Consider the following 22,380-nt stretch of genomic DNA (forward strand, 5'->3'; position numbering starts at 1 on the left):
TTACTAAAAGCGCCCGAATTTATCGGGCGTTTTTTTATAGCCGCGAATTCACGAATTATTACTTATAAAAATTCTTGAATTTGTGGCTATTAAATATATCTCAAAACAAATTCTTCATTATAAAAAAACGCTTCGACGCTATCCCTAAGTCGAAGCATTTTTTTTAGCCTCTAAAGGAAGAAGCGATGCCAGTTACCACATTTGAAGCTCCAAAAGCAAACAGCCCTGAAGCAACAGCATTCTGACCAGCAAAAAATTGATTTTCGGCAATGGCGTTGCTAAAGAACAATCCGCCTGCAGCTCCCGCTATAAGTCCTATTCCAATTAATGCAATAGTCCACCAAGGTTCTGGATCTGGCGGTGGCGGCGGATTTTTCCAAAAACGTCTCCACCAGCCTGGGTATTTGGTTCCGCACCAGCCCATTGCTAAAAATAAAGCAGTTTCCATAGTTTCATGATTTAATTTTGCGCCTACTCTTTTGCTTTTCGGCTTTCGCATTTCGGTAAAGTAAAATTAGGACAAGGCCAATTGCATATCACAAGGCAAACCACTGTTTTTCAAAGGGGAAAAAGACCCTTTTTTTCTTCATTAACCATACTCTAATTAACATATAAGAATAGCTTAATGATATCTTAAGGCGCATTTTAAAGCTTCTTTTCATTCGATAAATATCTTTGCCAAATGAAAAATATGATACAAAAAACATACCTTCCGATTCTTTTAGTGATTATAAGCCAATTTTCCTTTGCACAAAAAACTTCTTCTTTGCGCGGAACAGTCACAGACGGAAAATCACCCATAGAATTTGTCGATGTCGTTCTAAAAAATGTAAGCGATTCAACAAAAATTGCCAATTATACTGTTACTGATGTTTCAGGAAATTTCTCATTAGACAATCTGACTTCTGGAGATTATTTGCTTCAATTTAAGCTAATAGGCTTTAAAACGAATACTAAAAAAATTACTTATACAGGCTCCTCAATTTCACTTGGCACAATTGCTTTGCAAGAAGATGCAAAACAGCTAAATACAGTAGTTGTAAATTCACAGAAAAAACAGATTCAGAAAACAAACGAAGGTTTTATTTTTAATGCCGTTTCGAATATCTCGCAAACAGGCGGAACTGCTACAGATATGCTTAAGAGCATTCCAACTGTTGCTGTTGATGCTGAAGGCGGCATTACTTTAAGAGGAAAATCGCCTATGATTTTGATCAATGGAAAAAATTCTGCCATTACCAACATGGATCAAATTGCCGCGAGCAGTATCGAAAGCATCGAAGTGATCAGTAATCCCACGGCTAAATATGATGCAAATGCCGAAAGCGGAATCATCAATATAAAGCTCAAAAAAAACAACCTAAGCGGTACAAATGGTGCGGTAGCTTTAGGCGCAGGTTTTGGAGCAAAAGGAAGAGTTAATAGTTCTGTTCTTTTTAACCATAAAACTGAAAAATGGAATTTTGGTTTAGGATATGATAATCGTTTTGCAGGAAGAACGAAAAAAATAAATGCCGATCGAACAAATTATTATATTGATGATGAGCATTATATTTATCAAAACAGAAGCGACCAGCGAACTGAAGGCCTGCAGAATTTGAAGTTAAACATTGATTTTTCTCCAAATGACAAAAACAGCTTTTCTTTTGAAGCATTGGGAAATATTGAAACTCAAGACAATGACGAGACTTTATATACGCAGGTGAATACAAATACAAACGCATTTTTCTCAAACAACAGAAGACATTCTTTAGAACTGGAACGTTCAAAAGTTGGCGAGCTTGCTTTTACTTATGATCGAAAATTTTCTGATGAGCGAAAAAGTTTAAATGCTTCAATTACTTCTTCGTTCGGAAAACACAGAGAAAATACCGATATTGACACGTACAATTACGATGAATACCAGCAGCAGATTGGCGATGCGCAATTACAGCGAACGCACAATTATGAAAATCAGAATATTTCTAATGCAATTGTGAATTATGCTTTTCCAATTTCAGAAAAATCGATTATAGAAACGGGCTACAAAGGGACTTTTAGATTTTTCAATTCAGATTTTGAAAGTGCTGATATGGTTAATGGAGAATACGTTGTAAATCCGTTAGCGAGCAATACTTTCAAATTTAACGAACAGATAAATGCTGTCTACGGTCTGATGAACTCCTATATTGGCGAAAGCGAAAATCCAAAATGGAAATACAATTTGGGTCTGCGTGCAGAAAATGTTTCCAATACAGGAGCAACGCAAAATAATAGCGATCGATTCAGCAATAATTATCTGAAACTATTTCCATCGGCTTCTTTACAGCTGAATTTAGAATCAGATGAGTTTATCAAATTAGGTTACAGCAAACGAATTAATCGTCCTGATCTTGATGATTTGAACCCTTTCATTGATATTACAGATGCACTGAATCCGCATGGAGGAAATCCGTACTTAAAACCGGAGATCATTCATATTGCTGAAATGAGCTATAATAAAAACTGGAAAAATTATTCTTTTTCGACCAATGCTTTTTACAGAAATGCAACCGACGCTATTAGACAATATGCCCAGCTTTTGGACAATGGCGTAGTGTTACTTCAGCCTCAAAACATTGGAAGCACTGTTACATATGGTTTAGAAACCATTTTCAGCCTTAAGCCAATTGGATTTTATGATGCAAATATTAGTTTGACCGCTTTTCAGCAAAACATCAATGCAGACAATTTACCGCAAGCGCAAGATATTGTCAGCAGTGCTTTCAGCTGGTACGGAAAAATAATCAACAACTTTGTTCCTTGGAAGGGAGGAAAACTTCAACTAATCGGAAATTACAATTCTGCCGTTGCAACTCCGCAAGGAAAAAGAATTCCAATTTATAATGTGGATATGGGATTTCAGCAGAAATTAGGAAAAGGAAATGCAAGATTAGGTTTGGTTGTCACCGATATGTTCAACACTTTAGAAAGCGGTTACAAAAACAATACCCTTTTGTTTAGCAATCACCGCACCAACAAGTCAGACACACGTGCTCTGATGGTTACTTTTGCCTATACTTTCAGATCTGATTTTAAAGAAAAATTACTCGAAAATCAGTTTTCTACGGAATAAAAATTGGTCAAAAATAAATAATATGTAAAAATTTCATTCTTGTATTTTTAAGCTATAATTCTATTAAAAAATTGAATTATATTCGCCGAAAGAAATCAGCCCGACAGATTTTTTCAGCCCAAAAACACTTAAACCTACATAGAATGAAATTTTTAAAATTGCTTTTCATTTGCAGCTTATTCTTTGCTGTTACCACATCACATTCACAAGTTCACGTAGACCAAATCATTCACAATTCTAAGGAGCGTTATATCACGACAACAATCGGTTATCCGGTTCCAGGAACTTATGCCCCGTTAAACCAAAAACAGCCTATTACCGTTCTAAATCCAGACGGAACAGGTTTTATTCAAGCTGAAGATTTAAGCAAGCAAAAAATAAATTGGGGAATAGAATGCTCAGAAGAAGGAGTTCCTGTATTCAAAGAAGGATTCAATAGTGCCTCTTACACTTTCTGGTACAGACCAAATGACAGCGAAGAATGGTACTATTCTCAATTTTCTATTCATTTTGCCAAGAAAAAAATGTTTTTAATGGGAGAAAGAGTAAAAGAATACGTAGATTACAATGTTCAGTAGCCTATAAAAATTTGCCCTCTCATTAAATTTTTCTTCATTTTTGATAAAATTTCCTATCAAAAAGAAAACGTTTTCGTTGATTTTTAATAGTCTCTATAAATTTTCCCATTAAATTTTATAAAACTGAAAATCATACCCAATTTTTATTTAATTTGCAATAAAATTCAATATATTAAACATGGTTTCAATCACACGCCTTTTTGATTTTCCCTATTATCAACAAGAAACTTACAACCTTCCAGTTGCTCTTGCAACCAAAAAAAATGGAGTCTGGGAAAAAACATCTAGCGAGGAATATATTGCAAAAGCAAATGCTATTTCGAGAGCATTATTGCGTATGGGCGTTCAGAAAGATGATAAAATTGCTTTAATTAGTTCAAATAACCGTACCGAGTGGAATGTAATGGATATTGGTATTTTGCAGACCGGTGCGCAGAATGTTCCTATTTATCCAACAATTGCTGAGGAAGATTACGAATATATTTTAAATCACAGCGGCAGTATTTATTGCTTTGTTTCTGATGAAGAAGTTTTACAGAAAGTAAATGCAATTAAAGCCAATGTGCCTTCGCTAAAAGAAGTTTATTCTTTTAATGAAATTTCAGGATGCAAACACTGGTCAGATTTATTGGTTTTAGGCGAGGACAACAGCAATCAAAGTGAAGTTGAAGCTCGAAAAGACAGCATCAAAACAGACGATTTAGCTACCATTATTTATACTTCTGGAACAACAGGAAGACCAAAAGGCGTTATGCTTTCGCACAAAAATATTGTGTCAAATGTTTTAGACAGCTCTCCAAGAATTCCGTTTGATCCAGGAAAAAGCACTGCTTTAAGTTTCTTGCCAATCTGCCACATTTTTGAAAGAATGATTTTGTACATCTATCAATATTATGGCGTATCGGTTTATTTTGGAGAATCTATAGACAAAATCAGCGATAACTTAAAAGAAGTCCGTCCAACTGTAATTACGGCTGTACCAAGACTTTTAGAAAAAGTTTACGATAAAATTTATGCTAAAGGAGCTGAATTGACAGGCATCAAGAAAAAACTGTTTTTCTGGGCCATCGATTTAGGTTTAAAATATGAACCATACGGAGCAAATGGCGCTTGGTATGAGTTTCAGCTAAAAATCGCACGTAAACTTATTTTCAGTAAATGGAAAGAAGGTTTGGGCGGAAATTTAGATTTAATGGTTTCTGGAAGCGCGGCTTTACAGCCACGTCTTACGAGAGTTTTTGCTGCTGCAGAAATTCCAGTTATGGAAGGTTACGGTCTAACGGAAACTTCTCCGGTAATTGCTGTAAACGATCAGAGAAACAAAGGATTCAAAATTGGAACCGTTGGAAAACCAATTCGCAATGTAGAAGTTAAAATTGCCGAAGACGGAGAAATTTTATTAAAAGGTCCAAACGTAATGTTAGGCTATTATAAAGATCCTGAAAAAACTGCAGAAGCCGTAATAGATGGCTATTTCCATACGGGAGACATTGGAGAAATTGACAGTGAAGGTTTCTTAAAGATTACAGACCGTAAAAAAGAAATGTTCAAAACTTCTGGAGGTAAATATATCGCTCCGCAAATGATCGAAAATGCCATGAAACAATCTCGTTTTATCGAGCAGATTATGGTTATTGGCGAAGGCGAAAAAATGCCTGGCGCTTTTATTCAGCCAAATTTTGAATTTGTAAAAGAATGGGCAAAAATCCACAAAATTACCTTAGGAGCTTCTGATGCCGAAATTAGTGCAAATCCAGATGTAATTAAACGCATCGATGAAGAAGTGGAAGGCATCAATAAAAAATTTGGACACTGGGAACAAGTGAAAAGATTTGAACTTACTCCAGACGTTTGGTCAATTGATGGCGGACAGCTTACTCCTACTTTAAAATTAAAACGTAAAATTATTAAAGAGATTTACAAAGATCTATACGTTAAAATCTACGGAAACAATTAATAAATCAGAATAATATAACCAAAACGAAAAGGCTGTCCCATTTGAGACAGCCTTTTTTAATGCGTCAAAAACAGGTATTTATACTTTGAATATCGATCCGTAAATACAGTATTTTAGCTTTATCTTCTACAACTGTAAAGCTATGCCTTGGAACACTCTTGAACATTTATGGAAACGTACTGTTGATCCTGAAAATACCAATCTTGACCAGACGAACTGGAACAACGAAATCAGAACCTTGTATCAGCTGGGCATTGGCATGGAAGATGCTTTACTATTTTTGTATTCGAAAAAACCAGATTTTGAATCTTTTAAAACATGGATCGGCGACCGAAAACGAGATGTTTTTTCTGAGGTCGAAGATTTAGCAGAAAATGTGCTATCAGAAGAAGATCTGGAATTCTGGAACCTTAATGGCTATATAGTGGTTAAAAATGCAATCTCAGCAGAAGACTGCGAAAATACTCAAAAAGCTATTTGGGAATATTTGAAAATGGATCCTAATGAAAAGGAAAGCTGGTACAAAAGACATGAAGATCAAAAAGGGCTAATGCTTAACTTTTCTGATCATGAAACTTTAAACAGGAACCGTTTTTCTCCAAGGATAAAAAAAACGTACGAGCAGCTTTATAATACCACAAAAATCTACAAAACGATAGATAAGGTAAGTTTTAATCCGCCTGAAACGGAGAGTTTCAAATTTCTGGGAAGTCCGCTTCATTAGGATATGAGTTTAAAAAGGCCCTTTGCCTTTAGACTTCAGGGGTTGCTTTATTTAACCGATTGCGGACCAAATGATGGCGCTTTTCATTGTGTTCCTGGTTTTCATAACCAAATCGATCAGTGGCTTGATGCGCTTCAGCCTCTTGAAAATCCGAGAGAAAAAGCATTGCAGACATTACAGCCCAAACCAATTGAGGGGCAGGCAGGAGATTTTATCATTTGGAATCAAACGCTTCCGCATTGTGCTGCTCCAAACAAAGGAGAAAAACCGCGAATGGTTCAATATCTCACGTATCTTCCAGATGATTACAATGCAGCTGGAGAGTGAATTTGAACCATTCTGGGTATTTATGTAAAAAACTTTGCGTCTTTGCGCCTTGCGAGATTTTTTAATCGCAAAGGGCGCTAAGATTTGCGCAAAGCAACGCTAAGATTAGTTTCACGCAGATTGGGCAGATTGAGCAGATTTTTTAATAATCTTTTTTAATTCTTTATCTCTGACCGCCTTGCGAGATTTTTTAACCGCAAAGGGCGCTAAGATTTGCGCAAAGCAACGCTAAGATTAGTTTCACGCAGATTGGGCAGATTGAGCAGATTTTTTAATAATCTTTTTTAATTCTTTATCTCTGACCGCCTTGCGAAATTTTCTAACTGCAAAGGGCGCTAAGATTTGGGCAAAGCAACGCTAAGATTAGTTTCACGCAGATTTATCTGCGGATAAAAAACTTAGCGTCTTTGTGCCTTTGTGGCAAAACCCTAGAAAAACATACTTTTAAAATCTAGAAAGAAACTTCTTTTCTTAGACTTTTTCTCATGCTTCTCTTTTTTTGCAGCACTCTTTTTTTCAAGAACAGCTTTAGCTTTCTCTATCCGCTTAACTGGTTTTGTCCCTTCAGTTTTAGAATTTTCGTAAAACTTTTTGAAAGGACGAGGCTCAAAATCAACCAAAATTGCAGCCATGTTTATAGCGTCAATGTTTGATGGATCTGTTTCTCCCTTTAAGAAGGTTTCGATAGGTCTAAACTTATCTTTTTTCTCCTTAAACTTATTCTTTTTGCTGTGATCGAAATCTAAGCCCAATAGGTTGCTGAAAACATTCAAGTCATCCTTTGTTGGGCTATTTTCGAAAATTAGCCAGCACAAATCACGAAGTTTTCCACGAGAAGGCTTGTACAAGTAATCAAAGTATTTGCCTTCTTTTTCTATTTCGTATTTTTTTCTAATTGCTTTTTTGTATTTATCTAGTGTATTGTTTTGCATGGTATTTTTTGGTTTTTGCAATTCTTGGGAATCTCAGGAAATCGAAGGTTTTCTGGGAAATCCAATATCACAAAAGTTTAAAAGCACCCTTGCTTTACCAGAGAAATATCTCTAAATGATATATATGGTTTCCCTAAAATTGACCCTTTCTTTCCACAGGTTAATCAGTTCCAAATCTTTCTTTTTAATTGAGGCAAATGACGGTTCACTTCCTTCCAGTTTATCTGTTTGACCACTATGGCCCGACGTAAATCCTATTTCTTGATTCATCCTTAAATTTTTATTGTTAAACTTTTTTCTGCCGCTAAGGCGCTAAGAGTCTAAGTTTTATTTTTTGTTTTCTTAAAAACCTTTGCGCCTTTGTGCCTTTGCGACTAACAAATAAGCACAAAAAAAGCACCCTATTAAGGTGCTTCTATAACAAATACGATATCACTATCCTATTGCCTATATTGATGCACCGATATGAAAAAGCATTCACGATCCGAAGTCGCGGCTACTAGTCCTGGGTTGTGTATGTATAATTTAAAACTCATTTTATTTATTTTTTATAATTGTTGTTGTTGTTGTTGTTGTTTTCTGAAACGCTTTGTTTCAAATTTGTTCGGCAAAGATATGATGGAAAAATTCATATTTCCAAATGTTTACAAATAATAATTTTATGATTATCAATTAGTTAACAGCAAAATAAAAGCAAAGAAATTCCTGTCCGCATACTTGTGCAGATTCATCTTTTTATCAAATGACTGTTACTCATCAGATTACTTTTCAAGACTATATTTCCCTATTTTGATTAATCATTAAACATTTTGGCTAATTATTTTTTCAGTTTTTTTAGTTATGGTTTGTTTTCTATCATTTTAAACATCTTTTTTATCACACTGAGCGATCCCGAGGCTTCGAGAAAATTACTTTTTAGTAACATATCGAAATGCCTAAAAACAAAAAAAGCGTCCCAAAATGAGGACGCTTTTCTATTCTATGATGAGTTTGACTCTAAGTTCTACCTTATAATTTCATAAAAATATATATGCATCCTGATCTTTCAGCTGAAGAATCTCCGGCTAAAGGTTCAAAAAATGGGCTTGTTAAAAGTTTCATATATATTTTTCTAATTATTAATTACAGGTACAAATATACTATATTTTAGAATAATTTAACAAAATACACTTAAAATATATTTTTTACAACAAAAAAAAACAGCTGGTCGAATCTTCTATTGAATTTGTTTTTAAATCGATAAAGAACTTTGTCAAAGTTTTAAACTTTGACAAAGTAACAAACTTTACAGGTTTAATCCACTATTTAATTAAGCGTACGTTTTATCAATCTGCCTTAAAATAGTAGGATCTTGAATTTCATTGTCTTTGGCAAATAGCAATACTTTAGACATTACCTCAGCCGATTTCGGGTCATCATCAGCAAATGGCAAGAATAAACGCCCTCTATGCTGCGAATGAATTGGCAGTACTGATAAATATTTGCCTGGAACCTGATGCACCACTGCACTTCCTAAATGCACGCTGTATTCTGCCATTTGTCCTTTTATAATGGCATGGTTTCCTGTAATTTCAACATTCTTAATTTTGAACAGACGGAGTGTTTCTCTTAGCAATACCGCTCTCATTTCGATAGAAGAATGGCTCGCTTCTGGATCAACTCCACCCACGTGGGCAACGCTTACCACCAAATCAATGTCACGCATTACTTCTGAGAAAATCCTCGGATTAATATCTTCAAAAGCTACATTTTTATAATCTTTTAGCGAATGGAATTCAATCGTTTCTAAAGTCGGACTTTCTACATCTGCTGGAGAGAACCAGTCTGCCAATGCGTACATTTTGACCTGATAGCCTTCTTTATGAAAAACTTTCTGCAAACCTTCTTCATAATCTACTTTCCAACCTCTTCCTTTCAGCAATGCCAAAGTTTGGTTTGGCTGCACTTGATGTCCTGCGTAACGTCTTGAAATTGATTTTTCTTTCAATTCGTCTGGCGTTGGAACATATAGCTCTCTAAAGATTTGTTTAAACGGCTGCTGCAATTTATTGTCAAAACAATATTTCTGAAAATCTGTCCAAACCTTATTTTTATGCAAATCAAAACAGTGTGCAATTCTAAAAGTTTGGTTTTCGTTTAATGGAATCATTTCTCCCAAAGCCGTTACCAGATTTCCATCTACATAAAAACCAACTTGTTCTTCGTTTGAAATAAAAACCAGTTTTTCTAAATGTTTCGAAATAATTGGATGCTCAAAAAGGTTTTGCATTTCTGCGAATAAAAACTCGTCTCCGCGAATCATACTTTCTTCTAGGCCTTTTCTCGAACGCGTCCACTGCTCTCGCATGGTTTTGCGATAATTGGTCAATTCCAGTACTCCTTTATCTTTTTTGTATTTTGGCGGAATCGATTTTAATTCTTTATCTCCTTTCAAAGTAACCAAATCAGCTTTTCCTTCTTTACTGATAACAAGACTTATAGTTACATCATCTAATTTTAGCTCCGTTTCTTTAGATAAAATATTCTGAATTTGTTTGGTTTCCATCGCCCAAGTCAAGCGAACGGGATCTGGATAACCTGCATTTCGAGCTAAGTTTTCTAATGCTACGCGAATTGCCAAAGCTTCGCTAGCCTGTTTCATCGAACCAAATTCTTTGCTTTCTTTTTTAAACTGCTGCAAATATTCGTAACGCGCCAAAATATCTTTTTCTGGACTTGCTTTGCTTAAGGGCACTAAACCGTAAACGCGCAAATAGTCTTGATCGCGTTTGTCTTTTACTTTTGCAGTTACTTCCCTGATTTTCAAATCGCCCATAATCGTATCTGCGTACAAGCGCGCACGGCGGTGTCCGTTTCCGTCTGTTACGTATTTAGCCGATTCGTAGAGCATTTCCCATTTGGCTTTGCCCAATTTTTTATAAGCCGATACAAACCAGTCTTTGTCAACCGCTCCATCTTTAAAATCCTGCAAATCGATAGACGAGAATTTTGCCATTTCGCTTTCCAACTCCGAATTTACGGCGCTGTATGTTGCGGTTTTAGTATGCGCATGAAACCACCAGATTCCTTCATCAAGACCTTTCCAGTCTAAATAATTACTGATTAGCTTTTGCCATTGCGGAGCATAAATTGCAGTCTGAATTAATCTTTCTTCTGAAATTTTAGCCTTTTTAACGGCCTCATTAAAGATTTTCTGCGTATCTGAAGCTAAAGGGTAACATCTTTTCAGCAAATAGCTAAACAGTTTTTGTTTCGTCAATTCGGTATAGCTCCACGAATAAATGTAGCCTTTGTACAAACTTGCTTTTCCAAGCGCCGTAAGCATCTCGACTAAACGATTAACGCCATAAATTTTCTGGAAACTCTGAACCAAAGGCGTAACCGAAGTATTTGAATCACCTCTTTTGACCTCAATATCCAAAAATGTTTCTCTGATTTTATCAATCATCGGCACTAGAAACGGAAATCTAACCAATAATTCTTCGCTTCCAAAATGTCTGTAATGCCTGCTTCCGCCCGTTAAAACCGAAATTCTCTCAGGTTCCAAAATGCCTTCATACAATTCGCCTTCAGTAATTAATTTTTGTTCAAAAGCGGTGCAGTACAAATGAATTGGCGGTCTGCAGTACGAAATATTTCTTTCCAATCCGTTAAGTTGTCGCCATCTGTACAGATTCCACATCTTATTTTCCTGATCTGCCGTTAAATCGCCTAAACTGATTTTATTCAGATAAACATCAAAAAAACCTTGATTCTGCCAGCCGTTTCCGCTATCCGAATTATAATAGTATTGATCTTTTCCCGGTTTGAATTCAAACTCCAAGATCGATTCTGGAAGATCGGCATACAAAGCTGCGCAGGCATCAATTAAGAAATCTGTTTTTTCTTTAAAGACATATTTCAGCTGTAAAGCATTCAAAATATTCAGGATTGCATTGTCCCAATCGTAACCTCTTTTGTTTGGATGCGGCAATAATTCTTTATAGTAAAAAACGTGTTTTTCAAGGAAATCACGCCAGATTTTTCGATCGCAATTGCTTACGAGCGTCAATAAAAACAAATCTCTTTCTTGTAATCCAGAATCTTGAAACCAGCCCGACCAGACCTCATACAAAGGATAATTTGTCGCTGCAGCTTCCTGGTCTTTTTCGTCTTTCAGCTTTTTAAATTGTCTAAAAGTATTTCCGAGCAGTACAGTCTCTTTACTGTTATCGTAGTTTTCAATTTCGTATTCAAAATTTCGATTGTCTTCAAACAATTTATAGAGTTTCGAAATCTCGGTTTTAATATGCGACATTGATTTTGAAAAACCATATTGCTGTTCTTTCACCGTTTTTGAATACAAAGAATCCGAAGCAGGTTTTGGAAGCTCATAAGCCGATATAAAGTTTGGCGTAAAAAATCCGTAACCGTTTTCGGCGCTTAGAATATTTTTATTTTGCGATGGTTCTAACTGCTCTATAAATTTGGTTTCTTTTTCGGTGATTTTTGGTCTCGCCGAATATGCTTTTACCCAGTCATTTACTTTATCAGCCAATTTATTGTTTTTCTGCAGTTGCAGCATAATGTCCAAAGCCGACATACGCTGTTCCAGATCGCCTTTTTCTAGAATAGCTTCTACAAAAGAAGTGATTTGAGGCTCTTCCTGTTTCAGTAAAATTGCCGTTAGGTTTTTCTTTAAATTGGAATTTTTACGTTTGTACAATTCCTGAAAAGTAGTCAATTCATCAGACGTCAGCGTGAGATTGTTCAATGTGCAAATTGCCGAAGCGACAAGCGATTCTCCCCTATCTTTCAGGATTCTTAAAGCAAAACTTCGCTGAAAATCGGTTGGAGCTTTTTTCTCCCTTCCGCTATTGCTTTGAAAATTGTAAAACGAATAACAGTAATAACCGCCCAAAATCTGGCGCGTAAGTTTTTCTCTCAAATTGATGGCGAAACTTTCGAACTGGCTTAAAATAAGTTCTAATCTATCGTTATGATCACCAATTAAATTAATAGCCGACGAATACAAAGTATCTTTTTCGAACTTCGCATTCAGCCACGAAAATACTTTTCCTTCAAACGCTTTTTCTTTTACCGTTATGCTTTGCGCAAGATTATACACTTTATTGAAAAAGTCTGGATAATCGGCATTGTCGATATAATATTTCGATTTGATATTGGCATCCAAAAGCGCGTTCAATCTCGGAGCGGCAAATGCCAAAACCTGAAGATTTTCGTCTTCTAAAGCTTTAAAGTAAAGCGGCATTTCGATATACGGATCGTGCGTTTCTCCCGCAAATTTCAGCGCTAGACATTTCTTTTCTACCGTACCTTTTTCTAACAACTCATGCAGAAACGGAACTGTTTTTTCGACATCCAAAACGCCCTGAACCCAAAGCGCCATATAGGCTTCATTATTATTTTTGCTGCGAATGCCTGTCGGAATCGTTTCCGGATTTGAAAAATAGCCATAAGCCAACTCGATAATATTGCGAACCGTAGTTTCTTTTTCGGCATCCCAGCCCAAACCTGTCCACGTGTCTATCGCTCGCACAACCGATGAAAAACGGCTCAGTTTATTATCGATAATCACTTTAATCATGTATTGCAAAGCGCCGATACTGGTTTCGTCCAGCGCTTCTAAAACAACCTGACGCAATCCTTCCTGACGCTGAGCAGACAAAAGCAGTTTTTCTACCAGCTCCCAGTTTTCTTTTTTCTCACTGTTTAAAAGTCCTTTGATGATATTTCTTGAAACTTTTCCCTGAGGATCTTTATTGAAAATAATATCTTCAAACAGCTGAAAAAGGCCTTCTTTATTCAAATCAAGCGCTGCAGACCACACCATAAATTGGCTATGCGAGTTCGAAATCTCCGTATCATAACGAATTCGATCTTCTATACTCAAATTATAATAGACCATTTTAGCGTCCTGATAATAGTATTTACTGGCGCCATTCAATAACGAACGCAGAAAATTAACTTGATTTACGAGCAGATAACTCTTGTGATTTGGCGCTCTAAAAGATCGTCTGGAATAACCTGTCTGATACATTTTTTGAGGCAGTCTGTTCCAAGCTTCTTTTACGAAAGCGGCATTTTCTTCTCCAAAAAAGAAAACCAGAAGCTCATAATAGTTTTTGTCTTCCCAGATATTTTCTTTTACCAGCGTTTCAAACTTTTCGGCTTCTTTTGAGCCCAAAGAAATATACGTGCCATAATAGTTGTCCTCAAACTTAACCAGTTCCAGACCAAACTCGGCCACTTCTTTTTTGAGTTTTGTTCCAGAAAATAATTTCGTAACCAGATTGCTGTTTACAATTTCTTCCAGTTCTTTCTTGAACCTCTTAATCGGATTCTCGACTATTTTATTTTTTAAAAGATCTTCTATCGTCATGATTATTTTAGATTTTAGATTGCAGATTTTAGATTACTTCACTTTGTCGTCCTGAGCGAAGTCGAAGGATTTCCCCAAACAGATTTTGGAATTTGGGATTTATTTTTTGGAATTTAATTACCAGTAGCTTCCCGCCAAGAACGTAAGCCTGATAAAAGTGATCGGTTTATTTTGAGATAAATCAATTTCCTCTGTTAGCGTTTCGAGCTGATCGTCGCCGAAGAAAACTGCGTACAGACCGTCTTCGAAAGCTACAATTGCATTTTCCTGCGCTTTGGCCAAATCGACTTTGTTATGGTTGTAAAGTGCGCCAAAACCGACTTTTCCGGTATCGGTTAAAATGGGAAGGTAATTTTCTTTTGGGAGATGGATTTTGTCTTCGTCCTCAAACTCAAAAGAAGAAGAATGAAACAATTGAACTTGATAATCTACAATCGATTCAATGAGTTTTTGTACGGAAATTACTGGATTTTCTATAGCCAGCGCTATATTTTTTTCCTGAAGAAGCGGATGTTTTTTGCCTAATTGCTTGACAGATATGCTTATATTCATTAGTTAGTGGCATTTAATTTGAAGCTGTAAAGTAAGATTTTTAAAGCAATTTTCTCTTAAAATAATATCTTTTTAATGTTAAAAAATCGAGGCGTTAAAACGGCTATTTTATACTAAAAAAATATCCCGATAGCTGATGTTATCGGGATTTGAGTTTTTATTGGGTTATTTTACGATTGCTTACACAAGCCTTATGAATCTGCCTATCTGAAAATGGCGATAAAGTTTCTGCCAAATTACGACTGGTTCTTAAACAGCTTAGTATTTTTTGCCTTAAATTGATATCGTCGCCAAACTCTGTATGCATTAAAAGCTCGAAGATTTCCTGCAAATACAAGGGCTGTTCTTTGTAATCTCCCTCAAACAATTCGTCTGATATTTAGCTACCTTAACTTTCCTCAATTAATAAATAACCTTTTCTCTTTAGATAATCGTTATAAATTTTTTGAATTTTTAATTCTTTTTGAGTTGACAACCATTCTATTGGTTTTTCAATATGTTCCTCAGGTATAATTTTATAAATTTTAATTGCAATTGATCTCGAAATCCCTTTAGAAATTAAAAATAAAACTAAATTATCTCTAGTTCCTAACTCTAACATTGTAGGTAAAGAAAGACTTAATTTATACAACTCTAATTCTTCTTCTGTAAGCATATATTCTAAAATATCCGCCAGAAGCTTTGTATATTTTACTAAAACATAACTTATAATGGATGAATAAATTTTTATTACTTCATTTATTGTTTTATTCACATCTTTTTTATTATCCCTATCAATACTTTTCTTAGTATCTGCATTAAAATTAATCTCCCTAATTATCAACTCTTTAAAACTTTTATTTTCTAACCATAAAGTGGCATAAAATACCATTTGTGGAACCGTTCGGGAAATATCATGCTTAAAATATGCCTCTCTATTAAAATCAAATACTTCATCCAACTTATATAAAATATTCTTCAATTGACCATAAAAATTACTTTCCTCGTGAACCTTTTTCGATAACGTCTCCCTATTCCATTTTGCATTTATATGTTTATGCATATGGAGAACCCAATTTTTTATACCTTCTTCTTTTATTCTTAAATATAGTGCATTTTGAAGTTCAGGATCTATGCTTGGATTAAGCCTTAATACATCACTAGGAAGTTTAATATCTTCTAATTTTTTAGAGAGATTACTTACTATCACTTCTATTGATTCCTTATCAGCATTTTTATCTTTTAAATATTCAACAAGTTTTTCTTCTCCTTTTAGGTACTTTAGTTTCAGAAAAATAACTCCAAATTCTATTTTTTTATTTCCAATATCTAGTGGTTGATTTAAAGCATTAACTAAATCATCAATCGGATAACTTAATATTTTATTAATTGCTGGAATAATTTCTTTATCTGGTTCATTTTCAAAAAAATCTTCAGCCCATTCTTCTTCTTCTTTTTCTAAGCAAATTATTGTTCCTGTAAGTGCATCTCTAATCCTACCAGCCCGACCGACGATGTTTCCAAATTCAAATGGGCTTAATTTCTTTTTATCTTTTCTTGGATATGGAATGAAAATTTTTTCAGCGGGAAGATTAACTCCTTCTACTAATGTTGAAGTACAAATAATATTATCGAGATAGCCATTTGAGAAAAGATATTCTAATTCACCTCTTATAATTTCAGGTAATTTACCATGATGAAAAGCAGATTTAATTTTTAGTATATCTATTAAATTGTATTGATGATGAATCTCCTCTTTTATCAATTCAATCAATTCAAATATTTCTTCACTCAATTCCGGTTTTTCATTCATTTTTTCTATTGCCAAATAATTCGAAAATTGCTCTACAAAATTTGTCTTTGGTAAATAGATTAAATTCTTGCTATTCTTTCCAAATCTCAACAAAACCTTTACAGTAGTTTTTAACTTATTATCCGTTATCTGCTTTCCATAATCAAAATCAATTGGAACCTCAACTTTATTAATTAATTCTTCAAGAAAAAAAATTTTAGCCAAAACGAACTTACTATCTTTTAGTGGTTTTAGACTAATTTTTAATTGAAATACTGGCGAGAATATTGTTTTTAAATTCTCACTAAACTCTTTAAACATTTGTTTTAATAAGAAGTCTGGATTATTCAAAAATGGTCCTGCAGTTACCTTTCTAGATTTTTTCCAAATAGCTTCTATTTCATTGATTAAATGTTCAAAAATAAAACCCCTATTCCCTTCATCTTCTATATTTTGAACTTCGTCTATAAAAATTATATCTGGATAAAAATCATTTTTATAAGAATACTGTATTAATTTTAATGTTCTTTCTGGAGTTAATATAAATATCTCTTTATCTGAAAATTGTTCTTTTAAAGTAAGATCTTCTTTTTCAATGAATGCAGTATTTATGTTTACATCGGAATCTAATATTTTCCTAAAATCTTCTGAAACTTCTGAAATTAAAGCTCTTGTAGGAACAATGTAAACTACAAAAAAAGATTTTCTATTTAAAAATGAATGTCTAACAAAATTTTGAACTATAAACGATTTACCAGCAGAAGTTGGGGCAGATATCGCTACATTTTCATTACTTTTTGTTAATATAGTCCATAAATACTTTTGATAATCTGAACCAATAATTTTTCCTTTCCCACTCTCAATTTCATTTAATGCTATTTTGGATCCCAATTCAAAATCCATTACAGTACCAAAACTATCATCAAAAAATAAATCTCCTGATATTGAATTTATTGTTATAAGCTCTTTAAAAAAACGAGTTGTAATCAAATTACCAGATCTCGATAAAATTATATATGCAACCTTTCTATACTCTTTAGATTCAAATTCTAAAAAAAGAGCAATTCCAAATACTGAACTCAAATATTTGTCACTTTCTTCTGTACTAGTAGCAATTATAGAAGCAAGCCATATCGCCTTGTCTAGATTATTTTCATCTATCAAGTTTTTTTTAGACTCTAAATCTAATTCTGAATAAAATCTATTAGTTATTAAAGAATGTAAAACCTCTCTAAAAACAGGATGCTCTTTTGCTGATTTAATCGTTAAATTAGTCATTCTTTCCTTTCATATTTCTTTCCATTATGAAAAATCTGATAACACATTTCTCTAAAAGAACTAACATCTTTCACTGGCATCATAAAAAATTCAAGCGTGGTATCTAAAACATCAGGTAACGATTTTTTAATATAATTGGCTCTTTTAGATTTAACTGATTTAATTAATTTTAAAACTTCGTTTTCTATTTCTGTTAAGTCCTCGTCAATTATTTTACCAATTTTTTTTTCTTTATACATTAAAAAAGCTGGATAACAAATACTGTATTCCTTAAATTCTTTTTGTTTGACTCTTAAGCTTTGATAAATAAAATCCAAATCACCTCGCTCTAAATTATGTAAATTCCTACTTAAATGTTTTTTTGCCACATCAAGTTCTCTTTCTACTGTTCCAGAATCACTTATAAATCTTCCTAGTGATTCCATTACATCTCCTACGCATAAATTAAAATTATTACGCATCTTAGATTCACCAATTAATAGAGTTGCCTTATCATTAATATTTCCTATAAAAATTCCGTCTGCTCCTTTTACCTGATCATTATTATTATATGTTTGAGAAATTTTATGAACAATCATTGGTGCTTGCAATACAGACTCAACAAATAGATATAGAATTAGTTCTCCATATCGTCCATCAGTTAAAGGGTCAATATCTCCAAAATAGCTTAGAGCTTTCTCAAGGGGACTATATCCATCCTCAATAAGTTCTTTTATTTCTTTTTCATCAAATACATATTTTTCAACTTCACAATACAGGTAATTTATAAAACCTTCTATATTCAGCTCATTATTTTCACATTTTAAACTGTAAAATTTAACTTTTATATCATCTGAAATCACTTCTTCTTCATGTAGAAAAAACCACTTTAAAAAAGTATCTCTATCTACTTTAATAAGCTTTAACCAATCTATTTCTTTAATTCTACTTGCCATTTATAATTTCTTATATTATTTCCACAGTAAATATATAAAGATTTTTACTACATAATTTTACGGTTTTCCATAATCACCACAATTTAGAAAACTTATTGTTTTCTAAATTGTATATAAACAAAAAGCCTTCAAACCAAGTACAAACCCCTGATTTAAAAGCCAACAAATAAATACCTAACAGGTTTTAGAAACCTGTTAGGAAGATAAACCTAAATCCCAAAAAAGCTTTTAGAATTCCTAGTTGTTTCCTCCGCTACTTTAGCCAAAGTAATTCCTTTAAACTGTGCAATTGTTCCGGCAACATACGGTAGAAAAGCAGGTTCGCAACGGCGTTCGTGGTATTTCTTCAAAAGGCTGTTCGGGACATTTTTAGGAAGCATAAACGGCGCATCAGTTTCAATCATCATTCGGTCGAGCGGTACGTACTGAATGACTTCTTTTAAATGGCTGAAACGCTTGGCATCTGAAATCGCTCCCGTAAAACCCAGATAAAATCCGTTATCGAGATAGGTTTTGGCTTCTTGCAAAGTTCCTGTAAAACAATGCACAACGGCTTTGGGCAGTTTCGGCAGATAGTCTTTGGTAATATTCATAAACGAACTAAAAGCGCTTCTTTCGTGCAAAAACAACGGTTTATGTACATCAATCGCCAATTCTAATTGGGCTTTATAACATTCTTCCTGTTTATTTCGGGGCGAAAAGTCACGATCAAAATCGAGTCCGCACTCCCCAACCGAAACGACGTGTTTCTGTTCTAATAATTTCCTAAGTTTCGAAATGCTCTGCGCATCAAAACTCTTCGCATCATGCGGGTGTATTCCCGCCGTAGCGTATAACACGCCCGGATACTGTCTCGCAATCTTCGCAGATTCTTCGCTATTACGTACGCTCGTGCCCGTGAGTATCATCTGCGATACGTCGGCGTCGAGCGCGTCTTGTACGACATCGTCTATGTCGTTTTGGAATTGTTTATTCGTTAAATTAATTCCGATATCTATATATGTCATTTTTTTTAAAAGTTAGTAAGGTTCTGAGAGACTAAGGTTTTTTCTCTCTATTGCCTTAAATTATTTTTTATTTTTTTGCCACTAAGGCGCTAGGACGCTAAGATTTTTGTTTTTAATCTCGCAAAGGCGCAGAGTCGCTAAGTTTTTTTTCACGCAGATTTAAAATGATTTAAGCAGATATGCGCAGATTATTTATAAAAATCTTTTTAAATCCGCTGGAATCTGCAAAATCTGCGTGAAAAATTATTTACAGTCAAAGTAACCACAATATTTGTCATTTCGACGTTAGGAGACCCGAGCGATAGCGAACAGGCGAAACAAATCTCCACAAGTAGCTCCGTAACATTAGTCCAATCTTTGTGGAGTTTCTCGCGGAGATTTCTCCCTTCAGTCGAAATGACATAAAATGAGGAAAAAACCTTTCCGAACCTTGCGTAGATCTTAGCGAACTTTGCGGTTAAAATTGCCACAATGCGTTAGACGCACTGCAGTGCGCCTCTACACTGAAAACTAAAAAACTGATCACTGACCACTAATCCTCCTTGCTTCCATCATCTACCATTCTAACTAGATCTTTAATCTCGCGAAGTCGCTGAGTCGCAAAGTTTTTTTTCACGCAGATTTAAAATGATTTAAGCAGATATGCGCAGATTATTTGTAAAAATCTTTTTAAATCCGCTGGAATCTGCAAAATCTGCATGAAAAATTATTTACAGTCAAAGTAACCACAATATTTGTCATTTCGACGTTAGGAGACTGGGCGATAGCGAACAGGCGAAACAAATCTGCACAAGTAGCTCCGCAACGTGAGTCCAATCTTTGTGGAGTTTCTCGTGGAGATTTCTCCCTTCAGTCGAAATGACATAAAATGAGGAAAAAACCTTTGCGAACCTTGCGTAGATCTTAGCGAACTTTGCGGTTAAAATTGCCACAATGCGTTAGACGCACTGCAGTGCGCCTCTACACTGAACACTAAAAAACTGATCACTGACCACTAATCCTCCTTGCTTCCATCATCTGCCATTCTAACTAGTTTCGGGGTAAATTTGGCAACCACATCTACTAAATCCTGTTGTGCTTCCATAACCTGATTGATATCTTTATACGCCATTGGGGCTTCGTCTAGGCCTGCTCCGATAAGCGTAACGCCATGATCGCTCAGGATCGCTTTCATCTCGGTTTGTGTAATGCTTTTTATGGCTTGGGTTCTGCTCATTTGTCTTCCTGCTCCATGCGAAGCGGAATTTATGGCGTTCTCCTCGCCTTTTCCTCTCACCAAAAATCCCGGTGCGGTCATACTTCCGGGAATGATTCCCATAACGCCTTTTCCGGCTGGAGTTGCTCCTTTTCTATGTACGATCACTTCTTCGCCGTTCCAGATTTCTTTCCAAGCAAAATTATGGTGGTTTTCGACTTTGGCTAAAATCGCCGCACCCAAAGCGCGTTCCATTTTGTTATGGATAATCTCGTGACAAGCAGAAGCGTAATCTCCAGCCAAATTCATCGCCAGCCAATATTCCTGACCCAATTGCGAATTCATATCCAAGTAAGCTAAATTCTTAGCCACTTCTGGAAGTCTGCACTCGTCTTTGGCAATTTTAGTGTAATGTCCGGCAATGGTTGCGCCCATTCCGCGTGAACCAGAATGCGTTAACAAAGCGACGTATTTTCCTTTTGGAATATTCAAAACCGCATCGTCTTGTGCAAATTCCATGATTCCGAATTCTACAAAGTGATTTCCGCCGCCAGAAGAACCTAATTGCGACCAAGCTTTATCTTTCAAGTTCTTCACAAACGGATTCATATTGAAAGTCTCGTTCTCCAAAACCGCGTGATCTGATCTGTACTGGCCGTGAAATCCGTGACCTGCTCCAAAAATGGAATTCGAGATTAATTCTTTTTTGAATTTGGCTTCGTTTTCAAAGTAAAAATCCTCTGGAATATCGTAAACCGACAACGCCATTCTACATCCAATATCCACCCCAACACCATATGGAATAATGGCATTTTTTGTAGCTAGAACTCCGCCAATCGGTAATCCGTAACCTTGATGCGCATCTGGCATTAAAGCTCCTGCAACCGTAATAGGCAACTTCATGGCCACTTCCATCTGTTTTCTGGCTCCATCTTCGATATGATCCAATCCGTAAGCAGAATACGCATTCGGGTTCTGATTTAAAGCAATGAAATCTTCTGGTTTTTCATTCGATTTTTCGATTAAAGCAACAGCCAGTTTGCTGAACACTTTATCGTCTATATAATTCTCAGGAGCTTCTAGAACATTTTTGTAATGAGCGATCATCTCGTCTCTTGTGAATCCGTTTCTTTTGCTGTTTATTTTTAAGGCAATCCCAATTATTTTTCCTTCTGGGAATCCTAATTCTAATATATCTGTACCGCTTATTTGTGTTTTCATTGTTTCTTTTTTTAAGGGACAAAGGTCCTGAGGTTCATAGGTGCAAAGGTTTTGCACTGCTGCGCAGTTATTTTGCGTAGGTTTTTTTATTTCTCGCAAAATCGCTAAATTTTTTCTCTCGCAGATTGAGCAGATTAAGGAGATTTTTTTCATCATCTTAATCCTATCCCGACAGCTATGGGGAGTGGCAAAAAAACTTTGCGGAGACGCACAGCAGTGCGCCTCTACAAAACCTTTGAACCTCTGAACCTTTGTACCTAATTTCCCAAACTTTGCGAAGACGCACAGCAGTGCGCCTCTACAAAAAACCTTTGAACCTTTGCCTCTCTGAACCTTTGTACCTAATTTACCAAACTTTGCGGAGACGCACAGCAGTGCGCCCCTACAAAAACCTTTGAACCTTTTTCCTCTCTGAACCTTTGTACCT

Annotated in this window: 13 protein-coding genes; 5 read left to right on the top strand and 8 right to left on the bottom strand. The window is 35.2% G+C overall.

The genetic code is table 11. From position 1 onward, the window contains the following. Positions 1 to 163: 163 nt before the first annotated feature. Positions 164 to 499, bottom strand: coding sequence for a hypothetical protein (locus tag N4T20_RS19890; RefSeq protein WP_260670801.1), 336 nt, complete (start codon positions 497 to 499; stop codon positions 164 to 166). 183 nt (positions 500 to 682) lie between these two features. On the opposite strand from N4T20_RS19890, the gene N4T20_RS19895 reads away from it, so the two are divergent. The 5 genes from N4T20_RS19895 (at position 683) to N4T20_RS19915 (ending at position 6,680) form a co-directional block, all read left to right on the top strand. Beyond that, complete coding sequence (locus N4T20_RS19895) at positions 683 to 3,094, top strand: TonB-dependent receptor domain-containing protein (RefSeq protein ID WP_260670802.1); 2,412 nt, start codon at positions 683 to 685, stop codon at positions 3,092 to 3,094. Positions 3,095 to 3,237: 143 nt separating this feature from the next. Next, the gene (locus N4T20_RS19900; protein WP_260670803.1) at positions 3,238 to 3,672 is read left to right on the top strand and encodes a hypothetical protein; all 435 of its coding nucleotides are present in this window, start codon (positions 3,238 to 3,240) and stop codon (positions 3,670 to 3,672) included. 178 nt (positions 3,673 to 3,850) lie between these two features. Beyond that, entirely contained in the window at positions 3,851 to 5,629 is a 1,779-nt protein-coding gene (locus tag N4T20_RS19905) for an AMP-dependent synthetase/ligase (protein WP_260670804.1), read from the top strand. Between the two features lie 142 nt (positions 5,630 to 5,771). Continuing rightward, the gene (locus N4T20_RS19910; protein WP_260670805.1) at positions 5,772 to 6,353 is read left to right on the top strand and encodes a hypothetical protein; all 582 of its coding nucleotides are present in this window, start codon (positions 5,772 to 5,774) and stop codon (positions 6,351 to 6,353) included. Positions 6,354 to 6,356: 3 nt separating this feature from the next. After that, positions 6,357 to 6,680 (top strand): phytanoyl-CoA dioxygenase family protein, encoded by a 324-nt coding sequence (locus N4T20_RS19915; RefSeq protein WP_260670806.1) that lies wholly within the window; start codon positions 6,357 to 6,359, stop codon positions 6,678 to 6,680. Positions 6,681 to 7,108: 428 nt separating this feature from the next. On the opposite strand, the gene N4T20_RS19920 is transcribed toward N4T20_RS19915, so the two are convergent. The 7 genes from N4T20_RS19920 to N4T20_RS19950 form a co-directional block, all read right to left on the bottom strand. After that, the gene (locus N4T20_RS19920) at positions 7,109 to 7,612 is read right to left on the bottom strand and encodes a hypothetical protein (protein ID WP_260670807.1); all 504 of its coding nucleotides are present in this window, start codon (positions 7,610 to 7,612) and stop codon (positions 7,109 to 7,111) included. Between the two features lie 1,309 nt (positions 7,613 to 8,921). Continuing rightward, positions 8,922 to 13,994, bottom strand: coding sequence for a DUF4132 domain-containing protein (locus tag N4T20_RS19925; RefSeq protein ID WP_260670808.1), 5,073 nt, complete (start codon positions 13,992 to 13,994; stop codon positions 8,922 to 8,924). Positions 13,995 to 14,111: 117 nt separating this feature from the next. Further along, complete coding sequence (locus tag N4T20_RS19930; protein ID WP_260670809.1) at positions 14,112 to 14,546, bottom strand: hypothetical protein; 435 nt, start codon at positions 14,544 to 14,546, stop codon at positions 14,112 to 14,114. 388 nt (positions 14,547 to 14,934) lie between these two features. After that, the gene (locus N4T20_RS19935; RefSeq protein WP_260670810.1) at positions 14,935 to 17,595 is read right to left on the bottom strand and encodes a DEAD/DEAH box helicase; all 2,661 of its coding nucleotides are present in this window, start codon (positions 17,593 to 17,595) and stop codon (positions 14,935 to 14,937) included. After that, a complete protein-coding gene (locus tag N4T20_RS19940) occupies positions 17,592 to 18,530 on the bottom strand; it encodes a DUF1837 domain-containing protein (protein ID WP_260670811.1) in 939 nt (312 codons plus the stop codon). Before N4T20_RS19940 ends, N4T20_RS19935 begins: the two co-directional genes overlap by 4 nt. A gap of 209 nt (positions 18,531 to 18,739) precedes the next feature. After that, the gene (locus N4T20_RS19945) at positions 18,740 to 19,537 is read right to left on the bottom strand and encodes a TatD family hydrolase (protein ID WP_260670812.1); all 798 of its coding nucleotides are present in this window, start codon (positions 19,535 to 19,537) and stop codon (positions 18,740 to 18,742) included. A 994-nt stretch (positions 19,538 to 20,531) separates the two neighbouring features. Further along, positions 20,532 to 21,953, bottom strand: coding sequence for an RtcB family protein (locus tag N4T20_RS19950; protein ID WP_260670813.1), 1,422 nt, complete (start codon positions 21,951 to 21,953; stop codon positions 20,532 to 20,534). Between the last annotated feature and the right edge of the window lie 427 nt (positions 21,954 to 22,380).

It is taken from the genome of Flavobacterium sp. TR2 (genome assembly GCF_025252405.1).
Classification (GTDB): domain Bacteria; phylum Bacteroidota; class Bacteroidia; order Flavobacteriales; family Flavobacteriaceae; genus Flavobacterium.

Coding starts and splice junctions, on each gene's coding strand:
- N4T20_RS19920 (WP_260670807.1), bottom strand. CDS start 7,612: ATGCAAAACAATACACTAGATAAATACAAAAAAGCAATTAGAAAAAAA.
- N4T20_RS19935 (WP_260670810.1), bottom strand. CDS start 17,595: ATGACTAATTTAACGATTAAATCAGCAAAAGAGCATCCTGTTTTTAGA.
- N4T20_RS19930 (WP_260670809.1), bottom strand. CDS start 14,546: ATGAATATAAGCATATCTGTCAAGCAATTAGGCAAAAAACATCCGCTT.
- N4T20_RS19895 (WP_260670802.1), top strand. CDS start 683: ATGAAAAATATGATACAAAAAACATACCTTCCGATTCTTTTAGTGATT.
- N4T20_RS19905 (WP_260670804.1), top strand. CDS start 3,851: ATGGTTTCAATCACACGCCTTTTTGATTTTCCCTATTATCAACAAGAA.
- N4T20_RS19890 (WP_260670801.1), bottom strand. CDS start 499: ATGCGAAAGCCGAAAAGCAAAAGAGTAGGCGCAAAATTAAATCATGAA.
- N4T20_RS19950 (WP_260670813.1), bottom strand. CDS start 21,953: ATGAAAACACAAATAAGCGGTACAGATATATTAGAATTAGGATTCCCA.
- N4T20_RS19940 (WP_260670811.1), bottom strand. CDS start 18,530: ATGGCAAGTAGAATTAAAGAAATAGATTGGTTAAAGCTTATTAAAGTA.
- N4T20_RS19910 (WP_260670805.1), top strand. CDS start 5,772: ATGCCTTGGAACACTCTTGAACATTTATGGAAACGTACTGTTGATCCT.
- N4T20_RS19925 (WP_260670808.1), bottom strand. CDS start 13,994: ATGACGATAGAAGATCTTTTAAAAAATAAAATAGTCGAGAATCCGATT.
- N4T20_RS19915 (WP_260670806.1), top strand. CDS start 6,357: ATGAGTTTAAAAAGGCCCTTTGCCTTTAGACTTCAGGGGTTGCTTTAT.
- N4T20_RS19900 (WP_260670803.1), top strand. CDS start 3,238: ATGAAATTTTTAAAATTGCTTTTCATTTGCAGCTTATTCTTTGCTGTT.
- N4T20_RS19945 (WP_260670812.1), bottom strand. CDS start 19,537: ATGACATATATAGATATCGGAATTAATTTAACGAATAAACAATTCCAA.